Origin of the sequence: Mesorhizobium sp. M0060 (genome assembly GCF_040323155.1) — a bacterium.
In the GTDB taxonomy this organism is placed as follows: Bacteria; Pseudomonadota; Alphaproteobacteria; order Rhizobiales; family Rhizobiaceae; genus Mesorhizobium.
This window is the reverse complement of sequence record NZ_JAMYUP010000042.1, coordinates 1-22,421: the sequence shown is the minus strand read 5'-3', so window position 1 is coordinate 22,421 and position 22,421 is coordinate 1. Positions and strand designations below refer to the sequence as shown.

The following is a 22,421-nucleotide window of genomic DNA, read 5'->3' as shown; positions in this document are numbered from 1 at the left end:
GCCTTCAGACCAGTCCAGATGCGATACCCTTTTTATTGCAGACCTCGACCGAAGAGTCCGCAACTTTTTGCTGCGCCGACTTCAGGTCCAAGGACCATGCAAAGAGCGAGGGAAAGGGGCGAGCCGCCCCTTTCCGGATCGTCCGGTCAGGCCTGGTCGAGCCAGACCTTGCCGTAGTCGCGCTCGAAGGTCGGGTGCATCTTGTAGTTCTGCACCGCCTTGACCGAATGGCTGTAGAGCTTGCGCCAATAAGGCTGGATGATAATGCCGGAATCCTGCAAGATCTGCTCGATGTCCTTCATCATTTCCTTGCGCTTGGCGGCGTCGGCAACTGCGAGCGCAGCGTTGAGCTTGGCATCCCACTCCGGGTTCGACCAAGCCGTCTCGTTCCAGGCTTCGCCGGTGCGATAGCCGATCGCCAGAACCTGGACGCCGAGCGGCCGCATGTTCCAGTTGGTCATCGACAGCGGATACTTCGTCCAGTCGTTCCAGAAGGTCGAACCCGGCAACACCGTACGCTTGACCTTGATGCCGGCGTCGCGCATCTGCGCAGCGATCGCATCGCCGGTGTTCTTGTGCCAGTCTTCGTCGACCGTGATCAGCTCGTGCTCGAAATCGGCCTGGCCGGCTTCCGCCATCAGCGCCTTTGCCTTGGCCGGGTCGCGAGCAACCTTCGGCAACTCGTAGTATTCCGGATGGATCGGGGCGACATGGTGGTTTTCGGCGACAGTGCCGGCATTACCGTTGCCGAGCTGAAGGACGACAGCGTTGTCGACCGCGAGCTGCAGGGCGTTGCGGACCTTCTGATCCCCATAAGGCTTGTTGGTCACATTGGTGCGGCAGACGATCGTCGAAGCGGTGACGACCTCGGACTTGACCAGGTCGATACCATCGAGGATCGACACATAGTCGGCCGACGTCTCGAAATTGGTATGGACCTCGCCAGCTTCGAAAGCGCTGACCATCGCCGCCGGATCGGTGCCGTAGTCGATGAACTCTATGCCGTCGAGAAAGACCTCGCCGTCCCACCACTTGTTGTCCTCGCGACGCTTGTAGACGACCTTCTGGCCGACATCGTAGGAGACCAATTCAAATGGGCCGGTGCCGATCGGGCAGGCTTTGAAATCGCCGCCCTTTTCGTCGAAGGTCTTGTGGACGATGAGACCGGGATAATCGCACACATTGGGGATGAGGGCGATATCCGGCGTGCTGAGCTTCAGCTTGATCGTGTGGTCGTCGACCTTGGTCACTGCGCTTTCGTCCAGCTTGTCGTCCTTGACCAGCGAGCCGAGGCGACCGGGCATGGAATTGCCTTCGGCTTTCTTGTCGCCCCAACGCTTGAGGTTGAAGATGACGTCGTCGGCGGTGAACGGATCGCCATTGTTCCAGGTGACGCCCTTGCGCACATGCAGCGTGTATTCGGTAGCGTCGTCATTCACGTCCCAGGCTTCCAGCAGATAGGGGCGGAACGTGTATTCGGTGGTGTATTTGACCAGCGGCTCGAGCGCCTGGCGCTCGGCATTGGCGATTTCCGACCAGTCGGACTTGCGCGGATCCTTCGGATCCTTGATCCATTGCGCGACCTTCAGTATGCCGCCTTTCTTGCCCTGGATCTCCTCCGCCTTGGCCGGCGTGGGGTCTGCAAGGCCAAGCATGCCATAAGCCATTGCCGTCGACGCGCCGAAGACGCTGGCGAGAGCCAGAAATTCGCGGCGATCCATCTTGCCTGCCTTGGCGTCTTCGGCCATGGCCAGGATGTGATCGGGAACGCGGTCGCCGTTACTCTTGTAGATCGTCATGACTAACTCCCATTGTTGGCTTTCTGCCTTTTAACATTCCGCATTCGCGCCATGATGTCAAAGACGGCACGGATTGGGAACATGCCAAGGAATGTGCAACTTTGGAAGCAGGGCGGTTCGCGTGATAACGACAGTCTTGGCGCAAAATTGCTACTGCGCAAGGGATTTCGTTCGAAATCTCCAGGCGATTAAACTGGGACATTTGCTGCTGCGCCGCTCGTTCTTCTGACAAAGCAACTGCCATGCGCCCGCGCCGCGCCAACGGCCGGCTTCAATATTCCCGTTCGTAGAAAATGCCGCCCTTGGCTTCACCGGCGTCGGTTGCCTCGCCACGCAGTTTTACGCCACGCCCGACGTCGAGGTCGACGGTTGCCTTGCCCGAGCCCGGCCTGTCGCCCTTCTGGATCGTCACATAGGTGCGGTCGTTGAGATACTTGCCCGCCGAGACGGCGGTGCCGCCCTGTTCGTCCGTGATTACGTCGAGATCGTCGACGCCGATTGCGCTGCGCAGGTTCTGAAGCAGGGATGTCGAGCCGCCGACGCCGGCCAGTTGTCCGGCAGCCTCGGCGAGCTGCGCGATCTGCAGCGGCGACAGGTTCGACATTGAGCGGCCGAAGATCAGCTGCGCCAGCACCTCGTCCTCCGGCAGCGCGGGTACCGAGGAAAAGGTGAATTTCGGGTTGTTCGCCTCGCCCGATACCACGATGGTCACGGTGGCGCTGGTCGTCTTCGATTGCGCCGTGAGGTTGAGGTAGGGCACCAGCGAGCCCGAGAAGCCGACGGTGCCTTCAGTGAAGGTCAGCCGCTTGGCAAGGATCGTCAGCCGCCCGCGCCGTAAGGTGAAAGTGCCGACCGCCTGGGGTGACGATGCCGGGCCGGTCAGCCGCAGTGAACCGCCGAGCTCGGCGTCGACGCCCCTGCCCTGGATGAAGATCTGGCTCGGCGCATTGACCGTGACGTCTAGGTTGAGGCCGCTGCCGCCGCCACCGCTGCTTGCAGCGGCCGGGCGCAACGCCTTGTCCTGCGCACGCACCGCTGCCGGCGCACCTTTATGCTTGACGTTGAGCTCGGCCAGCGAGCCGGGCAGCTTTTCGGGTACGGTGATGACGGTCTTGGCCAGGTTGACGGTACCGGAAATCACCGGCGCGGAGGTGAGCGGTCCCTTGATGGTCAGGTCGCCGCCGAGATTGGCGGTGACCACCTTGCCGTCGGTATAGCGGCCGTCGACGAGCTTGACCGACAAGTCGGCCGGAAAACCTTTTGCCGGATCGATGCCGACGGTGCCGCTGGCCGAAAGGCTGCCGCGCGTCGACAGTGTGCCGGTCAGGCGATTGATCCTGGCCACGCCATTACCGATGGCGACGTCCGCGGTGATGTCATTGATCGCAAGCCCCGAGCGCGCGTCGACCAGGCGGGCGCCTGACGTGCGGACCGTGCCTGAGATCACGGGCGACGTCGCCGGGCCGCGCACCTGCACATTGACGTCGGCCGTGCCGCTCAAGGACAGGCCTTGCGCGGCGAGTGTCCTGGTGAGGAAGGCGAACGGCACCTTGCCGGAAAAGTTGAGATCAAGGGTGGGCGCGCCTGATGTCGACATCGTGCCGCCGCCCTTGAGGCCGAGGCCGGCGGCATCGCTCATATTGGCGTCGAAGGTCAGTCTGTTGCCCGAATACGTACCGGAGGATGAAACGCCCATGCCGCCGAAACCTGCACCGCGGGTCTGCGACGTCTGAACGCCTGCGGCGTCGATCTTGAAGGCAACGGCCGGATTGGCCGGCGCCCCCGTCACCTTCACCGTGCCCGAGATGGAGCCGGCGGCATCGAGGCCCGGCGAAAAACTGTTGGCTATCGAGATCGGCACGCGGGCCAGCGTCGCGTTGAGGTCGAGCCCCTGCCCAGCCTTGCCCGTGACCGTCGCCGTGCCGCCGCCGAGGTTGAGGACCAGCCTGTCGAGGCTGGTCGAGCCGTTGGCAATGGTGATGGTCGAGGCCTGGGCGATGGCCGCCTTGATGCCGCGGATGGTCGCTTCCCCGGAGGCAAGTTCGACCGTCGTCGAGCCCTTGACCGCCTTGACCCGGCCGGCGGCCTTCAGCGGAATGTCCTTGACGGTGGCGCCACCCGAGAAACCGGTCCATTCGCCGTCGCGCTTGAGATCGACGTCGACACCACGGATAACCGTGCCGCCGGAAGTGACGCTGTCGGCACGGATTTTTCCGGAGATCACCGGTGCCGCCAGATAGTTGGCGATCAGCGCATCGATGGTCACCGCCTTGGCCGAGACATCGCCGCGCGAGATCGAGCCCGTCGTCGCCTTGACGGCGACCTGCGGCACGGTGCCCGCCTTGGAGAAGGCGATCGTACCGCGCACATCGCCATCGGCCTTTTCCAGTGCCAGGGCAGCAAGCGGACCGATATCGGGCAGGTCGAGTGCCACGGTGCCGACCGGCACGAAGGCATCGTCGAGGGCCAGGTCGCCGGAAATCCGGTTCTTGCCGAGCGACAGCAAAAGCCCGTTGATGGCGCGTTTGCCGTCCGATGTCGCCAGCACCGCGCTGCCCTGCAGCGGCTGGTCCGCGACATTTCCGGTAAGTTGCACATTCGCTGCCGGGTTGGCAGCGTCCGCCTTGCCGGTGGCGGTGAGCTTCAGGCCAGTGATCTCGCGCGTAGCCACCGAAAGCCGATCGCTATTAACAGTCAGCGACAGATCCGGCGCGGTGCTGGCGCCTTGCGCATTCAGCGCGAAAGAGATGGCGCCTTTGGCGTCCTTGGATAGCAGCGAGACGTCGCGCAGCGCACCCTTGATGTCGGCGCTGAGCTTGTTGTCGGCAAGGCTCGCCTGTCCGTCGGCGCTCAGCGCGCCTGATGACAGCCTGACCGCGTTGGCGGTGACATTGCCGTTGGCGTCCCGCTTCAGCGCGGCACTGAGTTGCGTTCGCTCGGCGAGCACGCCACGTACCGCCGCCGGCAGTGCCGCCGAGGCGGCATCCGCCTTGAGGTTAAGGTCGATGGCGCCGTCGGCCAGCGAGACCCGCCCGTTAAAGCCGCTGTTCAACGCGTCGCTGGTCACGGTGCCGCTGTCCACGACGACGGCATCGGCGGCAAGGCTGCCGGCAAGTTTGGCAGTGACCTTGCCGGCGATCAGCGGCGCGACGGTCGGGTTGTCGAGGCCGATTTTTTCAGCGGTCACCGTGCCGGAGATCGGCCCCGTCCGGGCCTCCACGTCGAAGCGATCGGAGTGTAGCGCAAGCGTAATGCCCTCGACCTTAGCTAGATTGGTGGCGGCCAATGGCAGCGTTGCGGAGACGTCGAGCTTCGGCTGGGTGCCCTGCCCGGCCGCCTTCAGTGATAACGCCTGCAGCTCGAGCTTGATCGGGCTTGCCTTGCTGCCGAGCGACAGCGGCAGGCTCGGACCGGTCGAGGCGAGGTCGAGCGAGAAATCGCTGGCGCCGTTCGGATTGATGGTGCCGGCCGCCTTGCCGGAGATTTTCTCGCCGGCAAGCGTCGCGTGCTCGATGGCGATGCCGCTGGCCGACGAGAAGCGGCCTGCCGCATCGAGATCGAGCGGCCCGAGCCCAGCCTGCCGGGTCTGACTGGTTTCGGCGCCGCTGAGCTGGGCGTTGAAGCGGATGTCGGGAGCAGCCGACGATCCCGTGACCTGCGCAGTGCCGCTGAGCGTGCCCACTGCATCGAGGCCCGGCGAAAAATCATTGGCAAGTGCGGCCGGCACCGCCGACATGGTGGCAGCGAGATCAAGCGTCTGGCCAGCCGTACCCGACACGGCAACCGAACCACCGCCGACACCGAGCGCCAGTTTCTCTATGCTCACCCTGCCATTGGCGATTGTCAGCGCCGATGGCTGCGCGATAGCTGCCTTGATGCCGCGGATGGTCGCCTCGCCCGAGGCAAGCTCGATGCTGGTGATGCCGTTCGCAACCCTGACCCGCCCGGCCGCGCTGGCCGGAATGCCGGCGACCGTGGCGGCGCCGCTAAAGCCGGTCCAGTCGCCATCGCGTTTCAGGTCGACATCGATGCCGCTGATCATCGTGGTTCCGGAGGTGATCGTGTCGGCCTTGATTTTGCCGGAGATCGCCGGGGCTTTGAGATAGTTGGCGACCAGCGCGTTGACGGCGATTGTCTTCGCCGCCAGTTCGCCGCGCGAAATCGCGGCGCTCGTCGCATCGATCGCGACCGTCGGCGCTCCATTGTCGTTCGCGAAGCGGATCGTGCCACGCACGTCGCCCGCTACCGTCTGGCCGGCGAGCGACGCCAGCGGAGCAATATCCCGGGCATCGAGGGTCAACGTGCCGAGCGGCAGCAGGCCGTCGTCGAGCGTGAGGTCGCCAGAGATCTTGTTGTCGGCCAGCGAGACGGCAAGTCCATTGATGGAACGCTTGCCGTCGGTGGTGACCAGCGATGCCTTGAGGTCGAGCGGCTGGTCGTCGACCGAGCCGGTCAGCGAGACATCGGCGGCGGGACTGGCGATATCGGCCTTGCCGCTTGCGCTCAGCTTGATCTGCTTCACCAGATGGCCGGACGCCGTCAGGCTGTCGCTGTTGGCCGAAACTGAGAAATCCGGAGCGCTGCGCGCGCCGCTTGCGGTCAGCGCGAAACCGACGGCACCGCCGGCCTTGGCGCCGACCAGCGGCGACAGCACCGACACGTCGCCGAGCGTGCCCTTGATATCAGCCCGGATATCAGTGCCTTGCGCACTGGCGGTGCCGCTGGCGCTAAGCGTGCCGGAGGTGAGTTGCAATGCGTTCGCGGCGAACGCACCGTCCGGGTCGCGGGTCGCGGTTGCGGAAAACTGCACGCGCTCACCGAGAACCGAGCTGATCTGCGGCGGCAGCGCCGTCGAAGCCGCGTCGGCATTCATCTTGAGCGTCATCGACAGATCGGCCAGCGCCACTGTGGCCGTTACGGACGCATTGAGCGCGTCGCTGCGTAGCGTGCCTTCGTCGACGACAATCTGTTCCTTGCTGACGGAGCCGGCGAGACCGGCGCTGACCCTACCCGTTATCAGCGGCGCCAACGTCGCGACGTCGGTGTTCAGGCCGGCTGCTGTCAGCTTGATGGTGACAGGTCCGCTACGGTTCTGGATGTCGAAACCATCGGAATGCACTTGCCCGATCAGGTCGTCCACCCGCGTGCCGCCCGCCACCACCGAGACCAGCGACGCGCCGATATCGACCATCGGCGCCTTGCCATCGCCGAAAGCGCGGGCCGTGGCGTCTTTGATCGCCACGGTTATCGGCTGCGCCTCGCTGCCGAGGCTAAGCACGATCGGCGGCCCTTTCGCCGCGAGTTTCACAGAAAGATCGCTGGCGCCGTTCGGATCGACAGTGCCGGCGGCGGTCGCGTGCACGGCGCCGCTGTCGATATTGGCGCGCTCGATATCGACGCCGCCCGCCGTAGTCGCTGTGCCGGCTAGATCAAAGGTGGTCTTGCCGGCAAACAGCGGTTTCAGGGTTTCGGGCAAAAAACGCTCGAATTCGCCGTCACCATTGGCCTCGACATAATTGCCCTCGTCGGTGAGCTGATGGCGACCGGTGAGTTGGGTGACGATCCGGCCGTCGACAACGAAGGTCCCGATGCCATTCCAGTTGGCGAGCGGTCCTGTGCCGGAAACGACGATCTCGACCGGCGGCGCATCCGGCAGCTTGAGCAGGTTGGCGATAATGCCGCCGGCCGGCTCGGATGCCTTGAGGTCTAAGTCGAGCTTGTTGTCGGCCGGAGCGAAATGGACTTTGGCGTCGACCGTGCCTTGCTTGCCATCGTGGCGAACGATGTTGAGATTGCTCTCCATCGCCAATGGCGAGGCATCCGCCTTGAGCGCTCCCTTGGCTGCAAGTTCGGCGACACCATTGCCGGCCAGAGCCTGCCCGAGCGCGATTTCGGGAAGGTCGAGTTGCTTGACGTCGATGGAGACCGGCAGCGTTGTCGCTCCGCTCTGGCTCGGTTGTGTGCTGGCCAGCGGCAGCCTTGCCAGTTCGATACGCTCGGCGCCAATTCGATCGGCGCTGAAGCTCTTCGACAGCAGTGCCAGCGGCGACCAGTCGACAGCCACCTTGCGCGCCACCATCCAGGCGCCTTCGCGATCCTCCAGAACGACATGATCGACGGTCAGCGCACCCGACCAGATGCCGTCGATGCCGATGACAGTGACCTTGCGATCGCCGGTCGAGGCCATGGTCGAGATGATGCCGGCAAGGTTTTCGCGGCCGCGCTCGGTTTTGGTCAGCACGACGACCGCTCCCACCGCCGCTGCCACGACGATGAGCAGCGTGTAGAAAAGGATGCGGAGGATGCGCCTAAAGATTGCCATCAGAATGCCTGGCCAATGCCGGCATAAATGCCGAAATGAGGATCGTCAGGACCGCGGTTGAGCGGCACCGCCGCGTCGATGCGCAGTGGCCCGAACGCCGTCAGATAGCGCAAGCCTACACCGGCGCCGACCTTCATGTCCGAAAAATCGGGGACCTGCCTGGTCGACACCGTGCCGGCATCGACGAACGGCACGACGCCGATCTTGTCGGTGACGGCGATACGCATCTCGACCGAGGTCTCGAAGAAGGAAAGCCCGCCGATCGGCTCTCCATTGCTGTCCTTCGGGCCGATGCCTTGATAGGCATAGCCGCGCACCGAGCCGCCGCCGCCGGAGTAGAAGCGCCGGTCGGCCGGAACGTCCTGAAGACCGGCGCCGATGATCGAGCCGATGGCGACGCGTTCGGCGAAAACGAATTTCGAGGCCGAATCGAGCGACTGGTAGGCCGATCCTTCGCCCTTCAGCTTGACGAAAGCAGCCCCGCTCAAGATGTCGTAGCTCGGCTCGGCATAGGCCAGCACCCTGAAGCCCCTGGTCGGGTTGAGCTTGCTGTCGCGATTGTCGTATACATATTGCAGCGGAATACTGGCAATCAGATAGGTGTGCTTGCCGAAAGCGTCGTGGATCTTCGAATAGTCGAGCGCGACTTGCGCGGAAACCGTCTGCTTCTTGTCGAGTTCGTAGGACAGGCCTGTGCTGCCCTTGACCGAGAAGTGATCGTAGGCGTCGGGGTGCTCTAGCACCGTGTTGACGCTGGCAAGGAATTTCGACGCCGGTCCGACCACGCCTGGCTTTTCGAACATGATGCCGGCATTGTAATTGAGCTGGGTCAGGTCGTTGCTGCCGATGCCGCTGATCTTGCCGTCGATGCGCAGCTTTTCGGCGCGGCCAAACAGATTGCGGTGGCCCCAATAGCCTTCGAGACCTAGCCCCTCGGTGTTTGAGAAGGTGCCGCCAATGCCGAAATAGCGCGGCTTGCGTTCGCTGACCTGGACACCGATCGGGATGTTGCCCTCGGCATCGAGGCTGTCGGCCTCCTTCAGCGTCACGCTGTTGAAGACCTCCAGCCCAAGCAGCCGGTCGCGTGCATCGTCGATCTCATCGGGCGAATATTGGCGGCCGCGCTTCAGGCCGGTCATATATTCGGTGAAGTCGCGGTCGACCTTTTCGGTGCCCTCGACAGTGGTATCGCCATAGCCGGCGACCGGCCCGGCCGCGACGGTGAGCGTCACGTCGAGCGTCGAGCCGGCGTGCTCGGCGACGATCTCGCGGTCCGTCACCTTGGCCAAGGGCCTGCCCTCTTGCTTGAGTGCCCGCACGATCAGGGCCTCCGCCTTGAGGACAGCTCCCGAGCTGGCGTCACCGCCGGCGATCAGACCGAAATCGGCGCTTGCCAAGCCCGCGGCATCGCCCTCAAGCCTGATATTGCCAAGCGTGAATTTCGGCCCGGCTGCTATGTTTATCACCACCGGAATCGGCTGCGGACCCGAAAACTCGGCATCGGGCGGCAAATCGTCGAGGGGCTTGCCTTGGATAGTGATGGTGACGACACCCTCGTAGCGCGCGTCCGCGTAGAGTGCAGCGACAAGTTGCTCACGATCGCTGCGCGCTTTGGCCAAAAGGCCCAGCGAACCCGAGACTGGGTGTTCCTCGTCGGCTTTCAGGGTCGAGGCGTTTTCGAGCTTCTCGGCGAGATCCTTGTCGGCGTCGGGCGCCTCAATCGTCACTGCATAGCGCAGCGGGTCGACGATATCGGCATCTTCGTCCTTCGACGACCCCCACAGCTTGATGCCGAAAATCTCGAAGGCGGCCGCATTTCCGGTCTCGACAATAAGTGCCGTCGAGCACAGCAAGGCAAAAAGCAGGGCGCGCGAAAGCGCGCGCCGTGGCGCGGTTCCTCCCGACATCTGCCTTTCATACGCCGGCATTATGTTCCTAGCCTAGCTCGCAAAACTAAAATTGGAATGAAGTTCTGAAGCGCTCGTAAAGGGGCCACAATCCAATTGCTGAAATAGACAGGGCTTGGAACTCACACCTTCTGCATCGCCGCAAGAAAGCGTGATCCCCTGTCCTATGGAGGTACTACCGGTCACCGGCCGGAAAGCAAACCGTTGGCAGGCGGATCCTGCCGCGTCCTGATGTTGACAAGCGCGACTGAAGCTTGAACATGTCTGGACGTTAGCACTTGTCTGGAGGGGTTTATGGCAATGCGCGCGGCACGTGGTCTATCGATTCTTTTCCTTCTCTTTTTTGCCTGGAGCAGTGTCGCGCAAGCGGCCGAAGCCCGGCGGGTGGTGACATCGGACAATTCCGACTATTTCGGTTTCGACCTCAGATCCGACCAGAATGTCAGCCTAGACCAGTGCAAGACCACTTGCCTCGGCGATCCGGCCTGCCGCGCCTTCACCTACAACCTCAAGGCCAAATGGTGCTTCCTTAAATCCGATTACAATTCGCTGAAACCCTTCGGCGGCGCCGTCGCCGGAAAAGTCGTCAATATCGACGGCGACCCCGACATCGGTGCGCCACCCGAACTCGCCTTCTTCCCCAACTGGATGGCCGACCAGGCCCAGCAATACCGCAACAAGCTCACCAGCCCGACCTACACCAAGCCGACCGAGGGGCTGACGGCGCTGAGGGCGGTCGCCGAACAGTCGGCGCTGACGGGCGACCGTCGCTCGGCCATGCAAAAGTACGAGGCGGCGGTTTCGGTGTTGCCGGATGATGGCCAGCTCTGGCTCGAACTGGCGCGCGAAACGCTTGCCGTCCATCCGACCGCCAACAGTTCGGAAGCATCGACCCTGCCGGCAAACGCCACCTCCGCCGCCTTCAATGCGTACAAACTGCTGCGCACCGCCAAGACGCGTGCCGATGTGCTGGCACTGCTCGGCGACGGCCTTGATCGCCGCGATCTCTACAGGCCGGCCCTGCAGGCCTACGAGGCGAGTCTGGCTTTGGTCAATTCGCCGGCGGTGAGGGCCGCCTATCAGGATCTCAAGGCCCGCAAGGGCTTCCGCATCATCGATCATACCGTCGACGCCGACACCAGCGCGCCGCGCATCTGCGCGCAGTTCTCCGAAGACCTGGTCAAGACCGGCGTCGACTATGCGCAATTCGTCACCGTCGATAACGCCCCCCCAAAAGGCGTCGAAGCCAAGGACAAGCAGATCTGCGTCGAAGGGCTAGAGCACGGCCAGCATTATGACGTGACCTTCCGCGCCGGCCTGCCGGCCGCCATCGGCGAGGTCACCGCAGCACCGGTGGTGCTGTCGATCTACGTGCAGGACCGCGCGCCTTCGGCCCGCTTCACCGGCGACAGCTTCGTGCTGCCTGCCGGCGCACGCCGCGGTATACCGGTCGTCACCGTCAACATGAATGCCGCCGAAATGAAGCTCTACCGCATCGGCGACCGCTCGCTGGCCCAGCTTCTGTCGGGGTATCAGTTCCTTCGCCAACTTGACGGCTACGACATTTCGAACATCTCCGAACAGATGGGCGAGCCGGTCTGGCAAGGCCAGCTCGACATCGCCAGCGACCTCAACAAGGAAGTCACCACCTCCTTTCCCATCGACGAGGCGTTGCCGCAGCGCAAGCCCGGCGTCTATGTGCTGACCGCGCAAGCCGTCAACGGTCACAACGACGACTATGATTCGCGTGCCACGCAATGGTTCGTCGTCTCCGACATCGGCCTGTCGACCTACACCGGACAGGATGGGCTGAACGTCTTTGCCCGTTCGCTCGCAACCGCCAAGCCGATTGCCCGCGCCGAACTGACGCTGCTGGCCAGGAACAACGAAATCCTCGGCACCGCGACCACCGACGCGGAAGGGCGGGCGGTGTTCAACCCCGGTCTGACGCGCGGCGACAGCGGCATGGCGCCGGCCGTGCTGATGGCCAAGCAGGGCGACAACGATTTCGTCTTCCTCGACATGGGCCGGGCCGGCTTCGACCTGTCCGATCGTGGCGTCGGCGGGCGCCCGGCGCCGGGCGCGCTCGACGTCTATGCCTGGACCGAACGCGGCATCTACCGCGCCGGCGAAGACGTCCACGTCGCGGCCCTTGCCCGCGACAGTGCCGCCAAGGCGGTCGAGAACCTGCCGCTGACATTCATCTTCTCGCGGCCCGACGGCGTCGAGGACCGCCGCATCGTCAGCGACGGCGCATCGGCCGGCGGCCACGCCGTCGACCTGCCGTTGGAACCCAACGCCATGCGCGGCACCTGGACGGTGGCGATCCACACCGACCCCAAGCAGGCAGCGGTCGCCAGCCAGATGTTCCTGGTCGAGGACTTCGTCCCGGATCGGATCGAGTTCGACCTGTCCTCCGACAAGCAGGAGATCGCGCAGGGCGAAACCGCCAACATCACCGTCGACGGCCGCTTTCTCTATGGCGCGCCGGCCGCGGGCCTCGCCCTCGAAGGCGAATTGACGCTGTCGACCGCCCGCGACTGGGACCGCTTCAAGGGCTATTCCTTCGGTCTCGCCGACGAACAGTCGGCGGAACCGACGGTGACGCCCTTCACCGGCTTGCCGGTGGTCGGCGAGGACGGCAAGGCGACCTTCCCTGTCTCCGTCGATCAACTGCCGTCGACCACCAAGCTGGTCGATGCCAAGGTCACGATCCGGATGCGCGAGACCGGCGGCCGCGCCATCGAGCGCTCGCTGAATATCGGCATCCGCCCGCAGGGCCATATGATCGGCATCCGCCCCGATTTCGACGGCGACGCGGTGCCGCAAGGCGGCACGGCCAAGTTCAGCCTGATCGCCGTCGACCCCGACGGCACGCGTGAGGCGCTAAAAGGTGCGCAATGGTCGCTGGTCAAGGTAGAGCGCAACTACCAGTGGTACCGCTCGAGCAACTTCTGGAACTATGAGCCGGTCACCTTCACCAAGGCGGTTGCCAACGGCCAGGTCGACCTGAGCGCCGATGGCGAGGCTACCATGTCGCTGCCGGTCGACTGGGGCCGCTACCGGCTCGAGATCGAGACATCAGATCCGGAAGGCCCGGCCACCAGCTACGAGTTCGATGCTGGCTGGTACGTCAGTTCCACCACCACCGAAACGCCTGACGGGCTAGAGATAGCCCTGGACAAGGATACCTATGCGGCCGGTGAAGTGGCCAAGCTGAAAGTGTCGCCGCATTTTGCCGGCGAATTGCTCGTCACCATCGGCGCCGACAAGCTCTTGAAGACCGTCACCGCCACCGTGCCGGCCGGCGGCAGCACTGTCGATATCCCGGTCGGCGACGACTGGGGCGCCGGCGCATATGTCACGGCAACGCTGTTCAGGCCAGGCGATGCGCAAGAGACGCGTATGCCGGCCCGCGCCATCGGCGTCAAATGGCTGAAGCTCGATCCGGGCTCGCGGAAGCTCGCCGTCACCTTGACGCCCCCCGACAAGACCATGCCGCGCCAGCAGCTGTCGATCCCGGTCGCCGTCGCCGGCGTGCAGCCGGGCACCAACGCCTATGTCATGGTCGCGGCCGTCGACGTCGGCATCCTCAACCTGACCAACTACAAGGTGCCGGATCCGGAGAACTGGTTCTTCGGCCAGCGCATGCTCGGTCTCGAGGTTCGCGACATCTACGGCCGGCTGATCGACGGCTCGCTCGGCACAACCGGCAAGCTGCGCACCGGCGGCGACGGCGCCAACATGCAGTCGCAAGGCAGTCCGCCGACCGAAAAGCTGGTCGCCTTCTTCTCCGGCCCGGTCCAGCTCGACGCTGACGGCAAGGCGCGGATCGACTTCGATATTCCGCAGTTCAACGGCACCGTGCGCGTCATGGCCGTCGCCTGGACCAAGGAAGCGGTCGGCCATGCCCAGTCCGATGTGATCGTGCGCGATCCGGTGGTGATCACCGCCGGCCTGCCGCGCTTCCTGGCGCCGGGCGATTCCGCCGTCATGCGGCTCGACGTCGCCGACACCGACGGCCCCGCAGGCGATTACAAGCTGACCGTCAACACGACAGGCGACCTGTCCACCGGCAGTGCCGCCTTGCCTGAGAAGCTGACGCTCGCCAAAGGCAAGCGGCAGACGCTGACTGTGCCGTTGATTGCGCAGACCGCCGGCAACGCCTCGATCACCATCAAGCTCGCCCATGCCGACGGCACCGCCGTCGAGCAGACGCTCTATGTGCCGGTGCGCCCGGCGCAGCTGCCGGTGACCACCCGAATGGTCGTCGACCTCAAGGGCAATGGCGGCGCGCTGCGCGCCGACAAGGAGCTCTTGGCAGCAAGCCTGCTCGATGGCGCTTCTGTCAGTGTCGGCGTTTCGCAGTCAGCTGCCTTCGACGTGCCGTCGCTGCTGATGACGCTCGACCGCTACCCCTATGGCTGCGCCGAGCAGACCACCAGCCGCGCCATGCCGCTTCTCTACGTCAATGAGCTGGCCTCCGGCATCGGCATGGCCAGCGACCCGGATCTGCATGACCGCGTCCAGGATGCCATCTACAAGGTGCTGAGCTACCAGGCCTCGGCCGGCAGCTTCGGCCTGTGGGGTCCGGGTTCCGGCGATCTGTGGCTCGACGCCTATGTCACCGATTTCCTGACCCGGGCGCGCGAGCAGAAATACGACGTGCCGGCCCTGGCGATGAACCAGGCGCTGAGCAATCTGCAGAACGGGATCGGCTACGACCAGGACGTCCAGGATCGCGGCAGCGAGATCGCCTATGCGCTCTATGTGCTTGCCCGCAACAAGAAGGCCTCGGTCGGCGATCTGCGCTATTATGCCGACACCCAGCTCGAAGCCTTTACCAGCCCGATGGCCGTCGCCCAACTGGCCGCGTCTCTCGCGCTCTACGGTGACACGCAGCGCTCGGCGGCAACCTTCCAGGCCGCGTTGCAACTGGCCAAGTCGACCCCCGAATATGACTACTACCGGTCCGATTATGGCTCACGGCTACGTGACGGCGCGGCGATCCTGGCGCTTGCTGCGGAAAGCAAACCAGTGCCGACCATCGTGCCGGCGCTGATCCAGCTGGTGACCAGGGAACGCGCCGACGCCAGGTGGACCAGCACGCAGGACGAGGCCTGGATGCTGCTGGCGGCTCGCGCGCTGAAGGCCGGCAACGATTCGATCGCGCTGACCATCAATGGCGCACCACATGCCGGCGGCTATTCGGACCAGATCGCCGGCGGCGACCTGGCCGACAATCCGCTGACCATCGTCAACACCGGCAGCAATCCGCTGCAGGCGGTCGTCACCACCGTCGCCTCGCCGATCCAGCCTCTGCCGGCCAGCGGCAACGGCTTTACCATCAGCCGTACCTACTACAAACTCGACGGCACAGAGGCCAATGTCACGGAGGTCAAGCAGAACGAACGCTATGTCGTCGTGCTCAAGGTCTACGAGCAGAACACCTGGCCTTCGCGGCTCCTGATCACCGACCTGTTGCCGGCCGGCTTCGAGATCGACAATCCGGGCCTGGTCTCCAGCGCTCAATTGACGAACTTCTCCTGGCTGGCGCCGACCGATGCTGCCCATCTCGAATTCCGCGACGACCGTTTCGTCGCGGCGTTCAATCCCAATGACGGCGACCGCCACATCACGCTCGCCTATGTCGTGCGCGCGGTGACGCCGGGCACTTATGCCCATCCGGCGGCGACGATCGAGGACATGTACCGGCCGCAATATTCGGCCCGCACCGCCACCGGCATGATGGAGGTCAAGGCGCCGTAAGGCAAAGATGGTGATGGACGCCATGAGCAAAGTGCCCCCTCACCCGCCCTCCGCTTCGCTCGGTCGACCTCTCCTCGAGGGGAGAGAAGACGGCCAGCGCCGGCGCCAGTCTCTTCTCCCCAATGGGGAGAAGGTGGCCGCGAAGCGGCCGGATGAGGGGGCCTCTTTCCAGCTATGAAGATGCTTCGCAAATTCGCTATTGGAGCCGCAGGGTGCGCCGCCGTGTTGACCCTTTCAGCCGCCACCCTCTGGCAGCTCGACCGCGCGTTTCCGCCGCCGCTCCCACCCGCGCTGACGGTCTCGACCGAGGTGCAGGACCGTGACGGCCAGCTGCTGCGGGCCTTCGCCACGCCGGACGGCTATTGGCGGCTTGCCACCAACCTGGACCAGGTCGACAAGCAGTTCGTCGACATGTTGGTCACCTATGAGGACAAGCGCTTCTGGGATCATCAGGGTGTCGACGTGCTGGCACTGGCGCGTGCCGCCGGCCAGTTCGCGACCAGTGGCCACATCGTCTCCGGTGGTTCGACGCTGTCGATGCAGCTCGCCCGGCTTAGCGAACCGCGCGACAGCCGCAGCCTCGGCTCGAAGATCAAGCAGATGCTGCGCGCCGTTCAGATCGAACGACGGTTGTCGAAGCGCGAGATCCTCGAACGCTATCTGACGCTGGCGCCCTATGGCGGCAATCTCGAAGGCGTGCGTGCCGCTTCGCTTGCCTATTTCGGCAAGGAGCCGAAGCGGCTGACGGTCTCGGAGGCGGCTCTGCTCGTCGCCTTGCCGCAATTGCCGGAGAAGCGGCGCCCCGATCGCAATCTCGAGATCGCCCATGCCGCCCGCGACCGGGTGCTGACCCGCATGGTCTCGGCTGGCCTGCTCGGCGAACGCGAGGCCGCGAGAGCCGCGCTCGACGATGTGTCGGGGCTGCGGCGGACCTTGCCGGCGCTCGCCGCCCACGCGGCCTATACGATGCTGCCCAAGGCCATTCCCGGCCAGCAGCTGCAACTGACGATCCGCAAGAGCGTCCAGGAAGGGCTGGAGCAGGTGGCCAAGGATGCCGCCGCCAGGCTCGGCCCTCGCCTCTCGGTGGCCATGGTGCTGGCCGATGCCCGCACCGGCGATATTCTTGGCGAGGTCGGCTCTGCCGATTTCTTCGATGCCAGCCGTTCGGGCTGGATCGATATGACCAAAATCGTTCGTTCGCCTGGCTCGACGCTGAAGCCGTTCATCTATGGCCTCGCCTTCGAACAAGGCCTGGTGGCGCAGGAGACGCTGATCGAGGACAGCCCAGCCGATTTCTCCGGTTACCGGCCGAAGAACTTCGACATGGGCTATCAGGGCGATGTCAGCATCAGGCAGGCGCTGCAATTGTCGCTCAACGTGCCGGCGATCCGCGTGCTCGATGCGGTCGGCCCGGCCCGGCTGATGGCGCGCTTCCGGCAGGCCGGCGTAAACCCTGTGCTGCCCGTCAACGAAGCGCCTGGCCTGGCGATCGGCCTCGGCGGCGTCGGGGTGACGCTGCGCGACCTGGTTCAGCTCTATACCGGGCTCGCCAATGGCGGCAAGGCACACACGCTGCATGACGGCACCGAGTCGGCAAATGCCGAACGCTCGACCACCACCATCCTCGACGATCAGGCGACCTGGCAGATCACCGACATCCTGTCGGGCGTCAAGCCGCCCCAGGGTGCTGCCCAGCGCGGCATCGCCTACAAGACCGGCACCTCCTACGGCTATCGCGACGCCTGGTCGGTCGGCTTCGACGGCCGCTACGTGCTCGGCGTCTGGGTCGGCCGCCCCGATGCCGGCGCGGTGCCCGGGCTGTCCGGCTATGTCTCGGCCGCGCCCATCCTGTTCGAAGGCTTTGTCCGTTCCGGCCTGGCCGCCATGCCGCTGCCAACCCAACCGGCCGGCGTCCGGCGGCCAAAGCGCGAAGAATTGCCCGTGACGCTGACGCGCTTCGGCGCCGGCGCCGATGGACTGGTACAGGCGACGCCGACCGAACCTGCGCCGACCATCATCTTTCCGCCTGACGGCGCCCGCGTCGATCTCGGCACTTCCTCGGCCGCCGCCACGCCGCTGGTGCTCAAGCTGCAAGGCGGCCGTGCACCGTTCCGCTGGCTGGCCAACGGTAAGCCGCTGGTCGGCATCGACCGGCGGCGCACCGCGACCTGGCAGCCGGACGGCGCCGGCTATTCCACCCTGACCGTGATCGACGCGGCGGGACGCGCGGCCAGCGTAAAGGTTTTCGTCGAGTGAAAGTTTCCCTTGAATAGAATACGGCAGGTGATTCAGGGGATTGGGTTTTACGCCTTGCTTTCGGCCGCCGGTATTTCCCCCGCTTTCGCCGCTGACCTCCCAGCCGGCTTTGTTCGGCTGGCCGACATCGATCCCAGTATCCGGCAGGATATCCGCTATGCCGGCTTCGAAAACTTCCTGCATCGCAAGGTAAGCGGTTACGATGCGCCGGTATGCGTCCTCACCAGGCAAGCGGCGCAAGCGCTTTCGGGAGTGCAGAAAGCGATTGCTGCCGAAGGACTGACGCTGGTCGTGTTCGACTGCTACCGCCCTGCGCGGGCTGTCTCCGACACGGGCGAATGGACAAAAACGGGCGGACCACCGGACCCGCAATGGTACCCAAAGGTCAAGCGCAAGGATCTCATCGCCAAGGGCTATATCGGCGAACTGTCCACCCATTCGCGCGGATCGACGGTCGATGTCGCGATCGCGCGAGCCAACCGCAAGAGCGCTCCGAAACCGGCCTGCGGCGCGACCGATGCCGATACGCTCGATTTCGGCACTGGTTTCGACTGCTTCGATCCGGTGAGCGAAACGGCTCACCGACCGATTGCCAGTGAAGCGGCGGCTAACCGCAAAAAACTTGTCGAGGCGATGCACGCCGGCGGCTTCAAGAATTACGCGCGCGAATGGTGGCACTTCACGCTGGAAGACGAGCCGTTTCCCAGAGAGCGCTTCAACTTTCCCGTTACCGACGAATAGTCCGCCGAAACCTCGTTCGGACGCGATTCGGCCATTGCCGAAGAGCTAGCCGTTTCTAGATAATCGCGTCGGGAGCGCGACCATGGATCCTGCGCGGGGAAAATAGTTCCTCGTATCGCCGAAAGTAGGCGAAAAATTGCTTCAATAGGCCAAAAAAGGCAACATTGAATGCATCTAAATTCTATCAATTCGGTAGATTGGCGCGAGTTCAACGGAGGCGGAAATGATCAAACCTCATTTCAGGAAACTGCTCGGCGCACTGGTCGCCACGTCTGTCCAGTTCGGCACGCTCGGTTTCGCGTTTGCCGACACCACCATTCTCAACGTGTCCTATGACCCGACGCGTGAGCTCTACAAGCAATTCGATGAGGCCTTTGTCGCCCACTGGAAGGCCGAGACAGGCGAGACTGTCACCGTCCAGCAGTCGCATGGCGGATCCGGCGCCCAGGCGCGCGCCGTGATCGACGGGCTCGACGCCGACGTGGTGACGCTGGCGCTCGAAGGCGACATCAACGCCATTGTCTCGAAAACGAAGAAGATCAATCCCGACTGGCGGACGAAATTCGAAAACAATTCGGCGCCCTACACCTCGACGATCATCTTCCTCGTCCGCAAGGGAAACCCCAAGGGCATTCATGATTGGGGCGATCTGGTCAAGGACGATGTCCAGGTGATCACGCCCAATCCGAAGACCTCCGGCGGGGCGCGCTGGAACTATCTTGCCGCCTGGGCCTATGCCAGCGCCAAGGATGGCGGCGACGAGGCCAAGACCAAGGAATTCGTTGGCAATCTCTATGCGCATGTCCCGGTTCTCGACACCGGTGCGCGCGGCGCCACCGTGACCTTCGCGCAAAAGGGCCTGGGCGACGTGCTGCTCGCCTGGGAAAACGAGGCCTATCTGGCGCTCGACGAGTTTGGCGCCGACAATTTCGATATCGTCTACCCGCCGACCTCGATCCTGGCGGAGCCGCCGGTCGCCGTGGTCGACGCCAATGTCGACGCCAAAGGCACGCGCAAAATTGCCGAAGCCTATCTGAGCTATCTCTATTCCAAGGAAGGCCAGACGATCATCGCCAAGAACCATTATCGTCCTTCGAAGCCCGACCTGGTGCCGGCGGAGGACCTGGCCAAGCAGCCTGAGATCAAGCTGATCACCATCGACGACCCGCTTTTTGGCGGCTGGAAGAAGGCACAGCCTTATCATTTCGGCGACGGTGGTATATTCGACCAGATCTATAAGCCGGCCCAGTAGCAATTTAGATCAGGACGACATGACCACAGCACCCGCCAAGGCGGGGTGGCGGTTCAGACAGCCGAGCGTCATTCCGGGTTTCGGATTGACGCTCGGCTTCTCGCTTGCCTACCTCACCCTCATCATCCTCATTCCCCTGTCCGGGCTGATCTGGCGCTCGGCGGCGCTCGGCTGGACCGACTTCTGGGCGATCGTCACCGACCGCCGCACCATCAACGCTCTTGAAATCAGCTTCGGCACGGCCTTCATTGCGGCCGCCGTCAACGTCGTCTTCGGCACGATCGTCGCCTGGGTGCTGGTGCGCTACAGCTTTCCCGGCCGCCGCATCGTCGATGCCATGGTCGACCTGCCCTTTGCGCTGCCGACGGCGGTTGCCGGCATCGCTTTGACCACGCTTTACGCACCGAATGGCTGGATCGGAAGCCTGCTGACGCCGCTCGGCATCAAGGTCGCCTATACGCCGCTCGGCATCGTCATCGCGCTGATCTTCATCGGCCTGCCCTTCGTCGTGCGCACTGTGCAGCCGATCATGGAGGAAATCGACAAAGAAGTAGAGGAAGTGGCCGCCACGCTCGGCGCCAATCGCTTCCAGATCATCAGCCGTGTTCTGCTTCCCGGACTGGCGCCGGCTATCGTCACCGGTTTCGCGCTGGCCTTCGCGCGCGGCGTCGGCGAGTACGGCTCGGTTATCTTCATCGCCGGCAACCTGCCCTACAAATCCGAGATCGCACCGCTTCTGATCGTCATCCGGCTCGAGGAATATAATTACGCCGCGGCGACCGCAATCGCGGCGATCATGCTGGCGCTGTCCTTCGTGATGCTGCTGGTCATCAACCTGGTGCAGACCTGGAGCCGCAAGCGCTATGGCTGACCCGGAGATCAAATCCTACGCGCCGCACCACGAAAGCCGCTCGGCGGCGGTAACCGAAAGCCGCCCGGCGCAAGCCGTGCTGATGGCGGTAACGTTTGCGTTCCTCGCCATCTTCCTGCTCTTGCCGCTGATCATCGTTTTCAAGGAAGCTTTCGCCAAGGGCATCAGCGCCTACACGCAGGCGCTGGGCGAAGCCGACAGCCGCTCGGCGATCCGCCTGACGCTTCTGGTCGCGGCGATCTCGGTGCCGCTCAATGTGATTTTCGGCATCTCCGCCGCCTGGGCGATCGCCAAGTTCGAGTTCAAGGGCAAGGCGTTCCTGACCACGCTGATCGACCTGCCGTTTTCCGTCTCCCCGGTCATTTCCGGCCTGGTCTATGTACTTCTGTTCGGCGCGCAAGGCCTGCTCGGCGCCTGGCTGAAGGCGCATGGCATCGTCATCCTGTTTGCCGTGCCGGGCATCGTGCTGGCCACCGTCTTCGTCACCTTCCCCTTTGTCGCGCGCGAACTAATCCCCCTGATGCAGGAACAGGGCAATGGCGACGAGGAAGCAGCGCTCTCGCTCGGCGCCAATGGCTGGCAGGCGTTCTGGTACGTGACGTTGCCCAACGTCAAATGGGGATTGCTCTACGGCGTTCTGTTGTGCAATGCCCGCGCGATGGGTGAGTTCGGCGCGGTCTCGGTGGTGTCGGGCCACATACGCGGGCTGACCAACACCATGCCGCTGCATGTCGAAATCCTCTATAACGAGTACAATGCCGCCGCCGCCTTTGCCGTCGCTTCGCTGCTTGCCGGCCTGGCGCTCGTCACGCTGGTCTTGAAAACACTTCTCGAAATGCGCTACGGCGCCGAGATCGCCGCGACGCGCGGACACTGAATGCATGTCGCCCAAAAGTGCGTAGCGGTTTTGGGATAACGACATACCTCGACAAAAAGGGACGGTTAATGGAAGTTCGCGTTGCCAACGTGCGCAAGGAGTTCGACCGGTTTCCGGCGCTCCAAGACGTATCGCTCGACATCAAGTCCGGCGAGCTGATCGCGTTGCTCGGACCTTCCGGCTCCGGCAAGACGACATTGCTCAGGCTGATCGCCGGGCTGGAGCGGCCGACGAAGGGAAAGATATTCTTCGGCGAGGAGGATGCGTCGCAAAAGTCGATCCAGGAGCGCAATGTCGGCTTCGTCTTTCAGCATTACGCGCTGTTTCGCCATATGACGGTCGCCGACAATATCGGTTTCGGCCTCAAGGTCCGACACGGGCCATCCCGTCCATCGGCGAAGGAAATCCGCCGCCGCGCCTCGGAACTGTTGAATCTCGTCCAGCTTTCCGGCCTCGAAAAGCGCTATCCGGCGCAGCTTTCGGGCGGCCAGCGCCAGCGCGTGGCGCTTGCCCGCGCCATGGCCATCGAACCGGCCGTGCTTTTGCTCGACGAGCCGTTCGGCGCGCTCGATGCCCAGGTGCGCCGCGAACTGCGCCGCTGGCTGCGCGACATCCACGACGCCACCG

Annotated in this window: 10 protein-coding genes; 7 read left to right on the top strand and 3 right to left on the bottom strand. The window is 64.0% G+C overall.

Going from position 1 to position 22,421, the window contains the following annotated elements; translation table 11 throughout:
* Positions 1 to 146: 146 nt before the first annotated feature.
* From NKJ94_RS27555 to NKJ94_RS27545, 3 genes are all read right to left on the bottom strand, one after another.
* Positions 147 to 1,799: an ABC transporter substrate-binding protein gene (locus tag NKJ94_RS27555; RefSeq protein WP_352529568.1), complete on the bottom strand. Its 1,653-nt coding sequence runs from the start codon at positions 1,797 to 1,799 to the stop codon at positions 147 to 149.
* Positions 1,800 to 2,070: 271 nt separating this feature from the next.
* Positions 2,071 to 8,121 (bottom strand): translocation/assembly module TamB domain-containing protein, encoded by a 6,051-nt coding sequence (locus tag NKJ94_RS27550; RefSeq protein ID WP_352529566.1) that lies wholly within the window; start codon positions 8,119 to 8,121, stop codon positions 2,071 to 2,073.
* On the bottom strand, positions 8,121 to 10,049 hold the full coding sequence (locus tag NKJ94_RS27545) for an autotransporter assembly complex protein TamA (RefSeq protein ID WP_352529564.1): 1,929 nt from the start codon (positions 10,047 to 10,049) through the stop codon (positions 8,121 to 8,123). The genes NKJ94_RS27550 and NKJ94_RS27545 overlap by 1 nt, the downstream gene beginning before the upstream one ends.
* A gap of 273 nt (positions 10,050 to 10,322) precedes the next feature.
* Here NKJ94_RS27545 and NKJ94_RS27540 point away from each other — a divergent pair, with 273 nt between their 5' ends.
* The 7 genes from NKJ94_RS27540 to NKJ94_RS27510 form a co-directional block, all read left to right on the top strand.
* Positions 10,323 to 15,797 (top strand): alpha-2-macroglobulin family protein, encoded by a 5,475-nt coding sequence (locus NKJ94_RS27540; RefSeq protein ID WP_352529562.1) that lies wholly within the window; start codon positions 10,323 to 10,325, stop codon positions 15,795 to 15,797.
* A gap of 174 nt (positions 15,798 to 15,971) precedes the next feature.
* Entirely contained in the window at positions 15,972 to 18,053 is a 2,082-nt protein-coding gene (gene pbpC, locus NKJ94_RS27535; protein ID WP_352529560.1) for a penicillin-binding protein 1C, read from the top strand.
* Positions 18,054 to 18,071: 18 nt separating this feature from the next.
* Entirely contained in the window at positions 18,072 to 18,794 is a 723-nt protein-coding gene (locus tag NKJ94_RS27530) for a M15 family metallopeptidase (RefSeq protein ID WP_352529617.1), read from the top strand.
* 223 nt (positions 18,795 to 19,017) lie between these two features.
* The gene (locus tag NKJ94_RS27525) at positions 19,018 to 20,046 is read left to right on the top strand and encodes a sulfate ABC transporter substrate-binding protein (RefSeq protein WP_352529558.1); all 1,029 of its coding nucleotides are present in this window, start codon (positions 19,018 to 19,020) and stop codon (positions 20,044 to 20,046) included.
* A gap of 19 nt (positions 20,047 to 20,065) precedes the next feature.
* Positions 20,066 to 20,917 (top strand): sulfate ABC transporter permease subunit CysT, encoded by an 852-nt coding sequence (gene cysT, locus NKJ94_RS27520; protein ID WP_023720880.1) that lies wholly within the window; start codon positions 20,066 to 20,068, stop codon positions 20,915 to 20,917.
* Entirely contained in the window at positions 20,910 to 21,794 is an 885-nt protein-coding gene (cysW, locus tag NKJ94_RS27515; RefSeq protein ID WP_352529556.1) for a sulfate ABC transporter permease subunit CysW, read from the top strand. Before cysT ends, cysW begins: the two co-directional genes overlap by 8 nt.
* Positions 21,795 to 21,862: 68 nt before the next feature.
* A partial coding sequence (locus NKJ94_RS27510; protein ID WP_352529554.1) for a sulfate/molybdate ABC transporter ATP-binding protein occupies positions 21,863 to 22,421 on the top strand: 559 nt, incomplete at its 3' end.